The sequence below is a fragment of the Lactobacillus sp. ESL0246 genome (assembly GCF_003692965.1).
Taxonomy (GTDB): domain Bacteria; phylum Bacillota; class Bacilli; order Lactobacillales; family Lactobacillaceae; genus Lactobacillus.
In genome coordinates this window covers 1-14,182 of the sequence record NZ_REHC01000006.1, presented here as the reverse complement: position 1 = coordinate 14,182, position 14,182 = coordinate 1, and the positions used below count along the sequence as shown (strand labels likewise).

The 14,182-nt window shown below is 36.6% G+C and carries 9 protein-coding genes, 27 tRNA genes and 1 rRNA gene; all 37 read right to left on the bottom strand.

All coding sequences use genetic code 11. The features are described from left to right. Positions 1-38: 38 nt before the first annotated feature. The 37 genes from F5ESL0246_RS01875 to rrf all read right to left on the bottom strand — a co-directional run bounded on the left by F5ESL0246_RS01875 (position 39) and on the right by rrf (position 14,174). Entirely contained in the window at positions 39-1,382 is a 1,344-nt protein-coding gene (locus F5ESL0246_RS01875) for a hemolysin family protein (protein ID WP_122017838.1), read from the bottom strand. A gap of 78 nt (positions 1,383-1,460) precedes the next feature. Next, positions 1,461-2,117 carry a nitroreductase gene (locus F5ESL0246_RS01870; protein WP_122017837.1) on the bottom strand — a complete coding sequence of 219 codons (657 nt, stop codon included), beginning with the start codon at positions 2,115-2,117 and terminating at the stop codon, positions 1,461-1,463. Positions 2,118-2,378: 261 nt separating this feature from the next. Next, complete coding sequence (gene smpB, locus F5ESL0246_RS01865; RefSeq protein ID WP_122017836.1) at positions 2,379-2,837, bottom strand: SsrA-binding protein SmpB; 459 nt, start codon at positions 2,835-2,837, stop codon at positions 2,379-2,381. A 9-nt stretch (positions 2,838-2,846) separates the two neighbouring features. Further along, entirely contained in the window at positions 2,847-5,162 is a 2,316-nt protein-coding gene (rnr, locus tag F5ESL0246_RS01860) for a ribonuclease R (protein WP_122017835.1), read from the bottom strand. Between the two features lie 71 nt (positions 5,163-5,233). After that, complete coding sequence (gene secG, locus F5ESL0246_RS01855) at positions 5,234-5,467, bottom strand: preprotein translocase subunit SecG (protein ID WP_122017834.1); 234 nt, start codon at positions 5,465-5,467, stop codon at positions 5,234-5,236. Between the two features lie 69 nt (positions 5,468-5,536). Continuing rightward, positions 5,537-7,597, bottom strand: coding sequence for an LTA synthase family protein (locus tag F5ESL0246_RS01850; protein WP_122017833.1), 2,061 nt, complete (start codon positions 7,595-7,597; stop codon positions 5,537-5,539). Between the two features lie 68 nt (positions 7,598-7,665). Further along, positions 7,666-8,691 carry a lysylphosphatidylglycerol synthase transmembrane domain-containing protein gene (locus tag F5ESL0246_RS01845; protein WP_122017832.1) on the bottom strand — a complete coding sequence of 342 codons (1,026 nt, stop codon included), beginning with the start codon at positions 8,689-8,691 and terminating at the stop codon, positions 7,666-7,668. Further along, positions 8,691-9,734, bottom strand: coding sequence for a glycosyltransferase family 4 protein (locus F5ESL0246_RS01840; protein WP_122017831.1), 1,044 nt, complete (start codon positions 9,732-9,734; stop codon positions 8,691-8,693). Before F5ESL0246_RS01840 ends, F5ESL0246_RS01845 begins: the two co-directional genes overlap by 1 nt. Continuing rightward, entirely contained in the window at positions 9,727-10,899 is a 1,173-nt protein-coding gene (locus tag F5ESL0246_RS01835; protein WP_122017830.1) for a glycosyltransferase family 4 protein, read from the bottom strand. Before F5ESL0246_RS01835 ends, F5ESL0246_RS01840 begins: the two co-directional genes overlap by 8 nt. A gap of 106 nt (positions 10,900-11,005) precedes the next feature. Further along, positions 11,006-11,090, bottom strand: a tRNA-Leu gene (locus F5ESL0246_RS01830). A 43-nt stretch (positions 11,091-11,133) separates the two neighbouring features. Next, positions 11,134-11,204: transfer RNA gene (locus tag F5ESL0246_RS01825), tRNA-Cys, on the bottom strand. Positions 11,205-11,225: 21 nt separating this feature from the next. After that, a tRNA-Gln gene (locus F5ESL0246_RS01820) sits at positions 11,226-11,297 on the bottom strand. 7 nt (positions 11,298-11,304) lie between these two features. Next, positions 11,305-11,377, bottom strand: a tRNA-His gene (locus tag F5ESL0246_RS01815). A 12-nt stretch (positions 11,378-11,389) separates the two neighbouring features. Beyond that, positions 11,390-11,460 (bottom strand) — tRNA-Trp (locus F5ESL0246_RS01810). A 4-nt stretch (positions 11,461-11,464) separates the two neighbouring features. Next, positions 11,465-11,546, bottom strand: a tRNA-Tyr gene (locus tag F5ESL0246_RS01805). A 7-nt stretch (positions 11,547-11,553) separates the two neighbouring features. Next, positions 11,554-11,626 (bottom strand) — tRNA-Phe (locus tag F5ESL0246_RS01800). Positions 11,627-11,632: 6 nt separating this feature from the next. Continuing rightward, positions 11,633-11,706 (bottom strand) — tRNA-Asp (locus F5ESL0246_RS01795). 3 nt (positions 11,707-11,709) lie between these two features. Beyond that, positions 11,710-11,783, bottom strand: a tRNA-Met gene (locus F5ESL0246_RS01790). A gap of 10 nt (positions 11,784-11,793) precedes the next feature. Continuing rightward, positions 11,794-11,880, bottom strand: a tRNA-Ser gene (locus F5ESL0246_RS01785). Between the two features lie 28 nt (positions 11,881-11,908). Then, positions 11,909-11,980 (bottom strand) — tRNA-Glu (locus F5ESL0246_RS01780). A 652-nt stretch (positions 11,981-12,632) separates the two neighbouring features. Continuing rightward, a tRNA-Ser gene (locus F5ESL0246_RS01775) sits at positions 12,633-12,722 on the bottom strand. Between the two features lie 11 nt (positions 12,723-12,733). Continuing rightward, a tRNA-Ile gene (locus tag F5ESL0246_RS01770) sits at positions 12,734-12,807 on the bottom strand. A gap of 7 nt (positions 12,808-12,814) precedes the next feature. After that, positions 12,815-12,885: transfer RNA gene (locus tag F5ESL0246_RS01765), tRNA-Gly, on the bottom strand. A 13-nt stretch (positions 12,886-12,898) separates the two neighbouring features. Then, a tRNA-Phe gene (locus tag F5ESL0246_RS01760) sits at positions 12,899-12,971 on the bottom strand. Positions 12,972-12,977: 6 nt separating this feature from the next. After that, positions 12,978-13,051, bottom strand: a tRNA-Asp gene (locus tag F5ESL0246_RS01755). A 3-nt stretch (positions 13,052-13,054) separates the two neighbouring features. Continuing rightward, positions 13,055-13,128 (bottom strand) — tRNA-Met (locus tag F5ESL0246_RS01750). 40 nt (positions 13,129-13,168) lie between these two features. Continuing rightward, a tRNA-Ile gene (locus tag F5ESL0246_RS01745) sits at positions 13,169-13,242 on the bottom strand. A 13-nt stretch (positions 13,243-13,255) separates the two neighbouring features. Continuing rightward, positions 13,256-13,329: transfer RNA gene (locus F5ESL0246_RS01740), tRNA-Met, on the bottom strand. A 34-nt stretch (positions 13,330-13,363) separates the two neighbouring features. Further along, positions 13,364-13,437: transfer RNA gene (locus F5ESL0246_RS01735), tRNA-Pro, on the bottom strand. Positions 13,438-13,443: 6 nt separating this feature from the next. Next, positions 13,444-13,517, bottom strand: a tRNA-Arg gene (locus F5ESL0246_RS01730). A 9-nt stretch (positions 13,518-13,526) separates the two neighbouring features. After that, positions 13,527-13,612, bottom strand: a tRNA-Leu gene (locus tag F5ESL0246_RS01725). 10 nt (positions 13,613-13,622) lie between these two features. Next, a tRNA-Gly gene (locus tag F5ESL0246_RS01720) sits at positions 13,623-13,694 on the bottom strand. A gap of 11 nt (positions 13,695-13,705) precedes the next feature. Continuing rightward, positions 13,706-13,778 (bottom strand) — tRNA-Thr (locus F5ESL0246_RS01715). A 31-nt stretch (positions 13,779-13,809) separates the two neighbouring features. After that, positions 13,810-13,891: transfer RNA gene (locus F5ESL0246_RS01710), tRNA-Leu, on the bottom strand. 12 nt (positions 13,892-13,903) lie between these two features. Then, positions 13,904-13,976 (bottom strand) — tRNA-Lys (locus F5ESL0246_RS01705). Positions 13,977-13,980: 4 nt separating this feature from the next. Next, positions 13,981-14,053 (bottom strand) — tRNA-Val (locus F5ESL0246_RS01700). A 4-nt stretch (positions 14,054-14,057) separates the two neighbouring features. Continuing rightward, positions 14,058-14,174: ribosomal RNA gene (gene rrf, locus F5ESL0246_RS01695) — 5S ribosomal RNA — on the bottom strand. Positions 14,175-14,182: the final 8 nt, after the last annotated feature.

The window sequence follows — 14,182 nt, the reverse complement described above, 5'->3', positions numbered from 1 at the left end:
TTATTGTCTTGTTGACTTATATCTATCTACTTTTTATTTTAAGTAAACTGATCTGTTTGGTTAAGCTTCAATTGTTTAACGATAAACCAATTCATAAATCCTTGTTCACGTTTCTCTAACTTAAACTCAAAATTATCAAATTCAACAGTTTCATTTTCTTTTAAATCGGGATAATGCTCCATCATATAACCACCAAGAGTAATAATATCACTATCTTGGAATCTCTTTAAATCACTTCTAAAGTAACGTGCAAAATCGTATAGAGTTGTTTTACCAGAAATATGAATGTTGCCATCTTTATCCTTAATAATATAATCGTCAGAAACGTCATCAATTTCATCCTTAACCGTTCCAAACAGTTCTTCATAGATATCTTTATCTGTTACAATTCCACTTGTCCCCCCGTACTCATCAACGACTAGAACAATTGGGGTATGCTTTTTAATCATCAAATGCAAAATATCCTGAATAGGCATCGATTCTGGAACAGTGATCATGGTTCGTATAATTCTAGTCACTGGGACTTGAGCATCAACTTGACTCTGCTGAATGACATCAAAAGCATAAATATAACCCACAACATCGTCTTTATTGTTTTCACGAACAACCGGTAATCTACTAAAGCCATCATTTAAATACATGTTTAAAGCATGTTTAATTGATTCAGTCGAATTGATCGCTAAGATTCTTGTACGATCTGTCATAATATCTTTAGCTATTTTATCGTTAAATTCAAATGCTCTTGTCATATAAGTAAGATCATTTTTATCCAGTGATCCACCATGAACAGCCTTGCGTGATAATTTAATGATTTCAGATTGTGAATAAATTTGATTTTCTTCATCAGCAGGTTCAAAACCTAATATTTTTAATAAACCATTAGAGCTTATATTAAGAAGCCAAACAAATGGATAAACCAAAGTATGAAAAAATTGTAGTGGTGAGGTAATTTCAAGTAAAATCTTAACCGGCATATCAATAGCAATATTTTTAGGTACTATCTCAGTGATAACAACTTCTAAATAGGTTAGCAAAATTAGACCTAAGATTGCACTGATAGAACGTAAAATTGAATAATTTACCTGTGTCAAATTTAATAGTCTCTCAAAAAGTGCCGCAAATGTATCTGCTGAAAACCACCCTAAAACAACTCCCACTAAAGTTGTACCGACCTGTGTTGTTGATAAATATTCATTCAAATTATGGGTCATGTGCAATGCACGCTTAATTTTATGACGGTTGCCCTCGTTATTTGCTAGCATATCCTCAAGCTGACTTGATCTGGTTTGAACCAAAGCAAACTCAGCTGCCACAAAAAACGCTGCAAAAGCAAAAATGACTAAAGTAGCTATCAAATTAATAACTATACGGGTATTGTTCAAAATTTATATCACCTTTTAATAAAACTTCTACCATATATCTTAACATCAATACCCCTGTTTTTATAAAAAATCCTCAAACTACTTAACCAATTTATAAATTTCCTCAAATGGCAATCGAGCAGGAATATATTTATCATCATTTACTTCAGCAGTATTATCTTTATATCCTAATCCAATAGCCATTCCAATTAACTCATCTTCGGAAATATGACCATACTTACGAACTAATTCTGGATACGATACCATTGAATGTGCTGGCATAACAGATAATCCTTCATTAATTGCCAACAACATTATACTCTGCGAGAAAATTCCCAAATCATAAACCGACCAGACAGGAGACGCCTTAGGAATAGTAACAAATACAACATCCTGAGCATTAAACATAGTATTATTAGCATTAGTAAATAAATCCATTTTATTATTAAAAAAGTATGGTTGTGATGCTCCTAAAGCCGCCATATTTTGACTAGGATATGGGTCCCAATTAAGTGATAGCATTCGCGCAAAATCTTCATGTGGTTCAACTTTTAAATCAAGCTGTTTTTTTACTTCTTTCTTTAAGCCACTGAGGGCATTACCAGTCAATGTATATGCCTTCCAAGGCTGAGAGTTAAGCAGTGATGGTGATTGTTGTGCCCGCTCAATTATTTGAGCAATCATTTTTTCATTAACTTTACGATTAGTAAACTTTCGCGTTACTCGTTCATGATTATAAACGTCATTAAATTTCATTTTGCCTCAATTCCTTACACGTTAGCAGATTTTAGATTTCTGCCGTGCTACCCAAAAAAGTTAATTCTAAGTGATAGTGCATCAATCTATTATACTAAATATATCTATTTTAATAATACGCAAAATTAAAAATGTAATCAATACACTTAGCTAAGTTTTTCACAATTAATTTGTTTGCCTCCATTTTAACAGAAATAATATTATGTGATCAAAATTTGATATATTAAAAAAGTTTGACTATAGATATAATCAAACATTTTTTTAAATCTTATACTGTCTTCGTAAATCTCGTTCTTGATCGCGCTTTTTGATGGTCTCACGCTTATCATATTTTTTCTTTCCTTGACCCACACCAATTAATACTTTAGCAAAACCATGCTTCAAATAAACTTTAAGTGGAATGATTGCAATTCCACGTTCGGCCTGCTGTTTTGCCAAACGAGTAAGCTCTTTTTTATGTAAAAGTAACCGTCTACTCCGAACCGGTTCATGATTATAACGATTCCCCTGTTCATATTCACTAATATGTACATTTTCTAAAAAGGCAGAACCTCTAATAATTTGAACATAACCATCACGTAAGTTGATCCGTCGTGCTCGTACTGATTTAATTTCAGTTCCAGTTAAGGCTATCCCTGCTTCAAACGTTTCTTTAATGAAATAATCATGATGTGCTTTTTTATTTTGAGTAATTAAATTGTCATTTTTTTCGTTTTTCAATTTTCTAACCTAATGCTTATATTTACTAAAATGAGGATGATTAGTATTTTGATGAAAATTGCTTCGATTGCTATTACGCCGACCACGATCATTGTTAAATTTACGTTTATTACCCCCATGATCATTTTTTGAATGTATCTTTTGGGACGAATTAGGGTCATAAATTTCAAAATCTAGCTGATGTTGATCAACATTGGCATTGATTAATGTAACTTTTATTGGCATCCCCACGTGATATTGCTTATGAGTTCCCCGCCCCGTCAAAGTCATATTCTTTTCATTAAAACTATAAAAATCATCGTTTAAATTTGAAATATGTATCAGACCTTCAACTGTGTTAGGTAACTGTATAAACATTCCAAAGCTTGTCACTGAAGAAACCACTGCCTCGAAATGTTGACCAACCTGATCAGCCATATATTCAGTCATTTTTAAATCATTAACTTCACGCTCAGTATCAATTGACATCCGTTCTTGTGTTGAAGTTTGATCAGCGACGTCAGGCAAGTAATTAGCAAAATGGTCTTGAACATCCTTACTCAATCCTTGTTCACTGTAAAAATGTATCATTCGATGAACCATTAAATCAGAATAACGCCTAATTGGCGAAGTAAAGTGTGTATAAAACTGTGCTGCTAATCCAAAATGACCAAGTGGCTCTTCAGAATAATGTGCTTGTTTCAGACTACGTAACATCATCATTTGAACAACTGCTTCTTCTGGTGTACCTATTGTTTTAGTAACCACTTTTTGTAAGTCAATTGGTTTAACATGATTAGGATCAGCTGTAATATTCAGCCCAAATGCACTACAAAATTCAAAAAAGCTCTTAATTCTTTCACCATCAGGCGTTTCATGAACACGATAGAGAAATGGCACATGTTTTTTATAAAAATCTTCAGCAACCGTTTCATTGGCCATCAACATAAATGATTCAATCATTTTCTCAGCTGTTCCCCGATCATGAAGAACAATATCTAAGGGTTTACCATTCTTATCAACAACTATTTTAGCTTCTGGTTCCTCAAAATCGATTGCCCCACGTTGATGTCTCTTTTGATAAAGCACATTATGTAATTCTGCCATTTCTTGCAACATTGGTGCAAGGTCTTGATATTTTTTCTCCAGTACCTCGTGGTTTTCTGGGTCCAAAACCTTGTTAACATTATTATAAGTCATCCTGCCATGTGAGCGCATAACTGACGGATGAATTTGATAATTTACTCGGTCACCTTCTGGTGTGATTTCCATTTCACACGATAAAACTAACCGATCTACACCTTCGTTTAAAGAACAAATTCCATTAGATAGTCGAAACGGTAACATTGGAATTACCCGGTCAACAAGATAAGTACTATTACCCCGTGTAAAGGCTTCTTTGTCAAGTGGTGTATTTTCCCGAACATAGTGTGCTACATCAGCAATGTGTACTCCAAGATGATAATTACCGTTAGGCAATTTCCACAAAACGACCGCATCATCAAAATCTTTAGAATCATCCCCATCAATTGTCACCGTTGGTTGATTTCTAATATCTTCACGGTTGACCATTTCACTTTCAGTAACGTGATCTGGAATTTTATTAGCTTGTAATTGTGCTTCCTCATCCCATTCAGTTTTAACATCATGATCAGCAACAATTGCCATAATGTCAACACCGGGCATATTTTTATTACCAACAATTCCAATGACTGCTCCCACCATCGCATCAGGATTATCTGCATTTGGATAATCGCTGACTGTTACTTTAACAATATCCTTTGGTTGGGGATGTAAACCATTCTCACCCACGTACACACGATAATTAGTTAATTTTTTATTCGTACTTGAAACATAACCAATGAAGTGGCTAACTTTAACTTGAGCATCTGTTAAAGCATAAAATTCACCAACTAAGGTCTTAAGCCCGTGTTCGATAATTGCCTCAACCTGTCCTTCAGGACCTTTGCCATTCCAAGGATTGCCCCCAGCTGTAATTTTAACTCTAACTTGGTCGCCATCAATTGCGTAGTTAGTGTAATCTCTTGAAATAAAAATATCATCTGTATCCTCATCATCAAGTTTAACAAAGCCAAATCCCTTACTATTAGCCTTAAAAGTTCCTTCTACAATGATATTTTCTTGAGCTAATTGATAGTGTCCATGACCATCAGTAATAATTTTCTTTTCCTGTTCCAAAAAAGATAGAGCCTTAACAATGTCAGAAAATCCCCCTAAACGATCACGTCGCAGAAGACGTTCAATTTGTTCTACTTGATATTGTTTTTTAGGATTATGGCGAAAGATTTCTAAAACATTAGCTAAAATTTTCTCATTTTGTGCCATGCACTAAATCTCCATTTCTTATAAATAGATAAAAAAAGTCCTCCCATCACTTGATCGGGAGGAACTGAAACTTACTTTGAAGACAAATAAGCTAATACAATAGCAAAAGCGAAAAAGAGAACCAGTAAAACGGCCGTCACCTTTTCCATAAATGCCTCAAAACCACGTTTTTTCGTTTGGCCACTAAAAACTGCACCGCCAGATAAGGCGTTCAATGCATCTTGCTGCTTTTGCGGCTGCATCATTGTCACAATAACAATTAAGATTGAAACAATAATTAGTAGCGTCATAAATAAGTTATACAATACGCTGCCTCCAATATACAGATACGATTACTGATAAATTTTAACACAAAATATATATTATTTCGAGTTTTATTTTTCTAACTCTGGCGCATTAGTTTTAAACATCTTTTGTGTCGTTTTTTTATGGTGACGATACCACAGCGATGTCTTATCTTTAGAATATAAATTTTTTAACGCCACTTCTTTATTATAATCATAATCATGCGATTTAACCCGTTTAAACCACTTGGGTTTATAAAAACGCAACAAGTTTCCAGTAATTACACGATCTGACAAAGACAATTGTGTCGTTACTTTGTTTGAAAGCGAAATTAACTCTTTCTTTAATTTTAAATCCGGGTTAACAATTTCATCACCTGTTTTTGTGTAAAAATAGGCACTGCCAACTTTAGCATATTGCGGAGTAATAAAATCACCATTTCGTTGAGCCACTATTTGCGGGGCTTCAGAACTAAGTAAATCATGACCAAATTGAATTGTAGAGTAATTACTAATTCCTAATAAATTGAGTAGCGTTGGTAAAACATCTATTTCTCCACCATAAGTTTTACTAATCCCACCTTTCAACCCCTTCATATGAAACATCAAAGGTACACGTTGAAACTTTAAATTATCAAAATTGTTAAATTCATCTTGACCTAGTAATTCTGCACTAGCCTTATGATGATTACCCGAAATACCATAATGATCACCATACAATACTAGAAGTGTGTTTTTATCAAGCCCCGTTTTCTTTAACCAACTGAGAAGTTCGCCAATTGCTTGGTCCAAATAATGAGCGGTTTGCACATATCCATCAACTGTTTCATCACCTGTATCAGTACGTGTAATTGTTTGATTCTTTTTATCTAAATCATATGGGTAGTGGTTTGTCACAGTAATCAGCTTAAGATAAAAGGGTTGTGGTAAACGTTCTATATATTTAATTGATTGAGAAAAGAAAATTTTGTCCTTTAAACCGTAACCAATATAATATTTAGGTTTATTTTCATAATATGAAAGTGGCATAAAATATTGATAACCAAACTGCTTGTAAGCATTATTACGATTCCAAAACGAACCGGCACCACCATGCATTACTGCTGTTGTATAACCTGATTTTTGTTGAAGAATCGCTGGAGCACTTTCAAACGTATTAGAAGTACCATAACTTGACATAGCCGAGCCGGATTGTAAACCATACAGCGAGTTTTCCAACATCATTTCAGCATCAGATGTCTTACCTTGCCCTACTTGATTATAAAAATTTGCAAAACTTAGCGTACTTTTGGAGTGGTATAATCTATTCAGATTAGGGGTTACTTCTTTACCTTTCCACTTATAGCCAATCAAAAACTGTTGAAAACTTTCAAGGTGAATAACTAGAACATTTTTACCTTTTGCAACTCCAGTGTATTCTGCATTTGGCTTAATGTAGTTTATTTTTAAGTATTTTTTTACTGAACGCAAATCTGAAACGTTTGCCTTTGCCATTTGTTCACTAGTTTGAGCAGTTTTAAAACCATCATATACCGCATATTCGTTAATACCGAGGTACTTAACAATATAACTATTATCAAAAGTTCTCGTTAGTAATCCTGAGCGATCTTTTTGTGCCATCAACAAGTTAATTCCAATTAATACTATAGCTAAACTTTCGACTAACAAATTAAACTTGACTTTTAATGGTCGTAAATCGTAGTGGATAATCTTACTACATAAAAGAGCAAAAATTGCCACAACATCCAGAAAAGATAGAAAATCAGTCGCATGTGTAATTCCCACTATGCTCTTACCTAAATTATCAGCTGTTGAACCAGAAGTTTTAATAATTGAAAATGATAAAAAATTAGAAAATTCGCGATAATACAAAATATTTGCAAATAGCCATAAACTTAACAAAAAATCAATTATAATAATAATCCAATATGACTTACGTCCCTTAAAGAACAGCCCTATTCCTAATAGAAGTATTCCCGTTGGAAGAGGATTAAGTAATAAAAGGAAATTTTGCATTGCCCCGACTGCGCCCAAATTAAATTTGGTTATGTATATTAAGTAAGATTTTATCCAAAATGATATTAAAACAATGGTAAAAAAGCCTAATTTGTTTTTGGTTAACCATTGTATAAAAGACTTAGTCCGTGTCATCCTTTTATCTCCCCATCTTGCTAAGATACTACATCAAGTAAAATTAAGGTTAGTAATTTTAGTGAAAATTAATCATTTTGTTGATCTACGACCCTTTTGGGTTTAAAAATCCATCCCCCAATCCCGATAATCATTCCAAAAAAATACGTAACAAATCGCCAAAGAAACATTCCCACAATTAGCGATTCTTTAGAACTAACAAAACTTGCAAAAAGCTTTTGGAAGCTATATTCCGCTCCTCCCGATGCTCCTGGAATTGGGACAACTGCCATTAACATAGTAATCATAATATTCATTTGGGTCACATTGATCCAATCTGCTGAAATATTAAGTGCTACCAAAATCATGAAAGGAATTGAATAAAAGCAAAGTAGCTGTAATATCGTCAACCCACAACACAAAAGTAATTTCTTTTTTTCTTTTTTTAATTTTTGACTTTCTTGATAAAAAGAATCAATTTTGGCCATAACATTTTTTTGCCAACTTGCGACGCGTTTAGCATCAACAAATTTTGCCAAAAAAGTCATTAACACATTGGTAACCTTTTTTGTCCACGTATACGCAAAAAGTGTTGCCAATAAAAAAGCAATAGAACTAATATGAATTAAAAAACCAATTGCAATTAAAAGGGCTAGCCCGGCAAATTTAGTCGCTACCATCTGAAACCCAGTAATAATAGTCACTACATAAGCGAAAAAAACTACAACCTGATAAATAATAAACTTCATCACTAATAAAGAGGTAGCACGCCCGCCCTCAATACCCATTTGGATCATTGCAGCTAATTGCGACGGTTGACCACCAGTTGACATTGGGGTTATTGCATTAAATAAAGCTTGAATAATTGGAATTCTAAAAAATGCCCATTTTGAACGCTGCGGTTCATTTTGACTTTTTGCTAAAACTGCTAAAGTAGTTGCTTCAAACAAGTAAGAAGCAAGCATCAGGCCAAATACCAATAGTAAACCAACTGGATTAATATTTTGAGCAACATGTTGTAATTGTCTAATTGGAATATTGCGTAAATCAAAATATAAAACCCCAACACTGATCGATAAGACAATAATAATTCCCCACAGATATTTTTTATTCATCAGCGAATCTGTCCCAATTTACGACCAAGTTCATACTGTTCATGATAAAAATCACTCCAAATTCGAGCCAAATTATCTTCTGAATATTTCTCACTAGCCATATTAGATAAATTACTATATTTATTCAAAAGCGTCTTATCATTGGCAACCTGATGCAATCGCGCGTTCATCTCAGAAAAATCATTACCCTTTAAATAATATCCGCTGATAATTGCTTTGTATAACTCAAGGTCACGAAGCAAGACAGGTGTTCCGCAACTAAAAGCTTCCAAAACGGACATTGGAAATAATTCATCAAATGATGGCAAGACAAAGAGGTCAGCAATATTTAAGTAATCCACCAATTGTTCACGATCAATGATCCCTGTAAACTTTAAGTTCTTCGGCGGATGATCAACCAATTTTTTAAAGTGATCATAGCCGTCAGTAATTTTACCAAAGGAAAATCCACCAGCCCAAATAAACTGCATTTCAGGATTGGCCTGAGCCATTCGCGCAAAGTCATCAACACCTTTACGTTCCTGAACTTGACCATCACCAAAAACCACAAATTTATCTAATGGTATTTTTAATTGATGACGAAAGGCATTCTTTTTTTCTTGGCTTTCAATATAAAATTCACTTTTTGCAACAAAATTGGGAATATACTGAACATTTTCACGTTTAATTCCATATTTGACTAATTTATCAATAAAAATCGGGTTAACTACAACGATCTGATCCATTCGTTTATAGAAATTAATCACATAATTGTAAAAAATATTCTTGGCACATGAGGGTAATTTAACTGAACCCTCAAGTGTTTCTGGTAAAAAGTGAACGTAACCGATTTTGCGGCCACGAGCGGGGGAAAAACTATTAACGAAATAAGTGGGATTAATCGTGTGATAATGAGTCAAATCACTCTCACCATACTTATTATTTGTTACATAAAACTGATCCACTAAGCGCTTTCTAAGCAGACTAATAAGTTCGTTATAAGCAGAGCCCACACCTTGACCTTTAACAGAAGCAGCCTGTGAAAACATATTAATTCTAATCATTGCTATCCTCTTTGAGATTTACTTGATAGTTTTCAATTACGTCTTTATAAAATTGGTGAACCTCACTTCCAAATCGTTTGGCGGAAATTTGTTCAAGTTTTTTAGATAATTTCTTTTCTGGAATTTTTATAGGATCTTCTCTGAGATATGACAATATCTCATCCCTCATTTGATCAGGACGTGTAAAAACCTGTCCAAAATCCTTATCATCAAACACGTGCTCTGTGTAATCTGTATCATAAACAACACATTTAGTTCCAGCAGCCAAAGCTTCTATATAGGTTAAACCTTGTGTTTCTGTATCACTAGCCGAAATGAATAGATCGGCCATTTTATAAAAGGCACCTACATCTTCATGTAAAACATCTCCAGCAAAAATTACATTATCCTCAAGCGTTAATCGTTCTACTTGCTCATTCAAAGTTTCCACATCAGGACCATCTCCAGCAATCACCAAACGCAGCTGAGGAAATTCATCGATGATTTCTGGCATCACATTTAAAATCCGGTCAATCTTTTTTTCTCCAGCAATTCGGCTTAACGTTAATAAAACGGGGGCATTGTCCGCTATTCCCAATTCATGACGAACATTGCGGTTAACTGGCGTATTAAGGCTTTTAATATCAACTCCAGTAGGAATAATTTTTAGTGGAATAGAAACTTTATACCGTCGTAAAAGCTCCTCAACGCGCTTACTAGGAGCAATTACACCATCCATACTTTTAAGAAAGACATTCGTAAACTGCTTAACATGGTAAGGCCGCAACAAATGACCATTTAACACGTAGTGTAAATAATCTTCATACATTGTGTGATATGTATGAATTGCTGGGATTTTTAGTTGGTGTGCAACATATTTGCCAATCATTCCTAATGCAAATTCTGTCTGTGTATGAACGATATCCAGTTTAACCTCTCGGGCAACTTTTGTTGCCTCAAAAAAGCCTCGATAAGCAACTCGGCGATCTGTAAACGAAATAAATGGCATGCTACTAAAACGAAAAACATTTGCCTCGACTGTCCCTTTAGCTACGTGTGGATCAGTTGTTGTAAAAATAAATACATTATGGCCTTGTTCTTCAAGGGCATCCTTCAGCGTCTTGATAGAAGTGGCCACACCACTAATCTGTGGAAAATATGTATCGGTAAAAATACCAATATTCATTTGAATACCTCCGTATAAAGGTATTATAAAGATTCCACATAACATGTGCAATTTTTATAAAGAAAAATTTATAAACAAAAACAGCTCCATAGGGAGCTGTTAAAAATAGCGGTGATCGGGGTCGAACCGATACGTCCTAAACGGACACCAGATTTTGAGTCTGGCGCGTCTGCCAATTCCGCCACACCGCCATCGTCTAATATTATTAACTAATAGTTCAATGACTGAACCTTAAGGCGGGGATCGGATTTGAACCGACGATTAAGGTTTTGCAGACCTCTGCCTTACCACTTGGCTACACCGCCATTGAATATTTTATTAATAGATTGGGATAGCTGGATTCGAACCAGCGCATAATAGAGTCAAAGTCTAGTGCCTTACCACTTGGCTATATCCCAATGCTAGGGCGGAATATGGGATTCGAACCCATGTATGCCGGATCCACAAACCGGTGTGTTAACCCCTTCACCAATTCCGCCATGAAGTTAAACAGGGATAGTAGGAATTGAACCCACACTAGCGGTTTTGGAGACCGATGTACTACCTTTATACGATATCCCTATTATGGAGGAGGGTGGATTCGAACCGCCGAACTCAGAGAGAGCGGTTTTACAGACCGCCGCGTTTAGCCACTTCGCTACTCCTCCAGGCTGATGGCGCGGGACGGAATCGAACCGCCGACACAAGGAGCTTCAATCCTTTGCTCTACCGACTGAGCTACCGAGCCATCTTACGGTCCATATCAGATTTGAACTGATGATCTTCTCCGTGACAGGGAGACGAGATAAACCACTGCTCCAATGGACCATATTGCGGGAGGTGGATTTGAACCACCGACCTTCGGGTTATGAGCCCGACGAGCTACCATACTGCTCCATCCCGCGATGTTATTAAAGGAGGATGTGGGATTTGAACCCACGCACGGCAAGACCGTCTAACGGTTTTCAAAACCGTCCCCTTAAGCCACTTGGGTAATCCTCCAAATGTAAATGTACCAACTTAATGGTAATGACCCGTACGGGATTTGAACCCATGTTACCGCCGTGAAAGGGCGATGTCTTAACCACTTGACCAACGGGTCATGTTCGTTATTATTAACGTCACATGACGCTTAATTATAATACCTAACTTAGCTGAATTTGTCAACTACTTTTTATTCCTGATTTCAACGCTTAACTGCTTTTTTAAATCAACAACGTTATTTATAATACAGGAATAATTTGAATCTTGCAAGAGGTTTTCACAAAAAAGTTAACTTTTTTTATTTTACATAAAAATAATGTAGCAATAACGTCTCTTATAAAGTTTATAACATATAAAACCTCAATTTTTTAACTTTTCTGCTAATGATTAATATCCCGATAGCTATACCACAGAATATTAATAACTAACTTCAACAAGATCATTGAACTGGATACCTTATCTCCTAAGTTAAAATAGGTTTTAGAATCAAAACTAGCAATTTGCCAAAATTATTATTGTGTAAAAAAAGGCACAAACAAAAAAGCAACTTAAGTTACAATATTGTTGTGATAAAATGAAAACATTTGAAATACAACCTGTCGTTGGGATATAAAGCAATAATGGCAACATGAAAGACAGATTATTAGCTAAAGATAAACTTAGAAATAAACTTTAGAATAAAAAACAATTATCTTACTTTCTCAAAGAATTAAATTAAGAACAAAAAAAGACTATTAAAGAATAAGCTTAATAGTCTTTTTTGTTCTTAACGGAGACTGAGGGATTCGAACTCTCGCACCGGAATAACCCGATCTACACCCTTAGCAGGGGCGCCTCTTCAGCCACTTGAGTAAGTCTCCATAAATATATATGGGCCTAAATGGACTTGAACCATCGACCTCACGCTTATCAGGCGTGCGCTCTAACCAGCTGAGCTATAGGCCCCCTATAAAGCGGGTAACGAGAATCGGACTCGCGACTAAAGCTTGGAAGGCTTTCGTTTTACCACTAAACCATACCCGCACTTAAACTAAAATGGCGCGGGACGGAATCGAACCGCCGACACAAGGAGCTTCAATCCTTTGCTCTACCGACTGAGCTACCGAGCCATCTTACGGTCCATATCAGATTTGAACTGATGATCTTCTCCGTGACAGGGAGACGAGATAAACCACTGCTCCAATGGACCATATTGCGGGAGGTGGATTTGAACCACCGACCTTCGGGTTATGAGCCCGACGAGCTACCATACTGCTCCATCCCGCGATGTTATTATTAAATAAATGTACAAAACCTACATTGGTTATGGACCTTGTAGGACTCGAACCTACGACAGGACGGTTATGAGCCGTCTGCTCTAACCAACTGAGCTAAAGGTCCAAGCTCTAGCGAATAGCGGCGGGGGGGATCGAACCCTCGACCTCCCGGGTATGAACCGGACGCTCTAGCCAGCTGAGCTACACCGCCAACAAATGTAACCATAAGATATAAAGATTACAAATCGGGAAGACAGGATTCGAACCTGCGACCCCCTGGTCCCAAACCAGGTGCTCTACCAAACTGAGCCACTTCCCGTAAATATGCGCCCTGAAGGATTTGAACCTTCAACCTTCTGATTCGTAGTCAGACACTCTATCCAGTTGCGCTAAGGGCGCATCATTAAATGCCGAGGACCGGAGTCGAACCGGTACGGTTGAAACCAACCGCGGGATTTTAAGTCCCGTGCGTCTGCCAATTCCGCCACCCCGGCAAGTAATGAAAGCGGAAGACGGGATTCGAACCCGCGACCCCCACCATGGCAAGGTGATGTTCTACCACTGAACTACTTCCGCGTAACTATGTATGCCGATTATACGATTTGAACGTACGACCCCCTGTTTACAAGACAGATGCTCTACCAACTGAGCTAAATCGGCATGATGTAAATATGGTATAAATATTGGCGAATACGGGTGGTGGGACTTGAACCCACACGTCCGAGAACACTAGAACCTAAATCTAGCGCGTCTGCCAATTCCGCCACACCCGCAAAATGGGGTCATGAGTCGTGACGGGCTTGAACCGTCGACCCTCTGATTAAAAGTCAGATGCTCTACCGACTGAGCTAACGACTCGGTATGGAGGATACAGGGCTCGAACCTGTGACCTCCTGCTTGTAAGGCAGATGCTCTCCCAGCTGAGCTAATCCTCCATAAGCACGGCAGCTTCCTACCCTCGCAGGCAGTCTCCCACCAACTACTCTCGGCGTTAAGAAGCTTAACTGCTGTGTTCGGCATGGTTACAGGTGTTTCCTTCTTGCTTTTGCCACCGTACTTTCTCT

Bases quoted from the DNA above. Each gene is read 5' to 3' on its own strand.
- F5ESL0246_RS01840 (WP_122017831.1), bottom strand. From the start codon at position 9,734: ATGATTAGAATTAATATGTTTTCACAGGCTGCTTCTGTTAAAGGTCAA.
- F5ESL0246_RS01850 (WP_122017833.1), bottom strand. From the start codon at position 7,597: ATGACACGGACTAAGTCTTTTATACAATGGTTAACCAAAAACAAATTA.
- F5ESL0246_RS01845 (WP_122017832.1), bottom strand. From the start codon at position 8,691: ATGAATAAAAAATATCTGTGGGGAATTATTATTGTCTTATCGATCAGT.
- F5ESL0246_RS01835 (WP_122017830.1), bottom strand. From the start codon at position 10,899: ATGAATATTGGTATTTTTACCGATACATATTTTCCACAGATTAGTGGT.
- F5ESL0246_RS01870 (WP_122017837.1), bottom strand. From the start codon at position 2,117: ATGAAATTTAATGACGTTTATAATCATGAACGAGTAACGCGAAAGTTT.
- rnr (WP_122017835.1), bottom strand. From the start codon at position 5,162: ATGGCACAAAATGAGAAAATTTTAGCTAATGTTTTAGAAATCTTTCGC.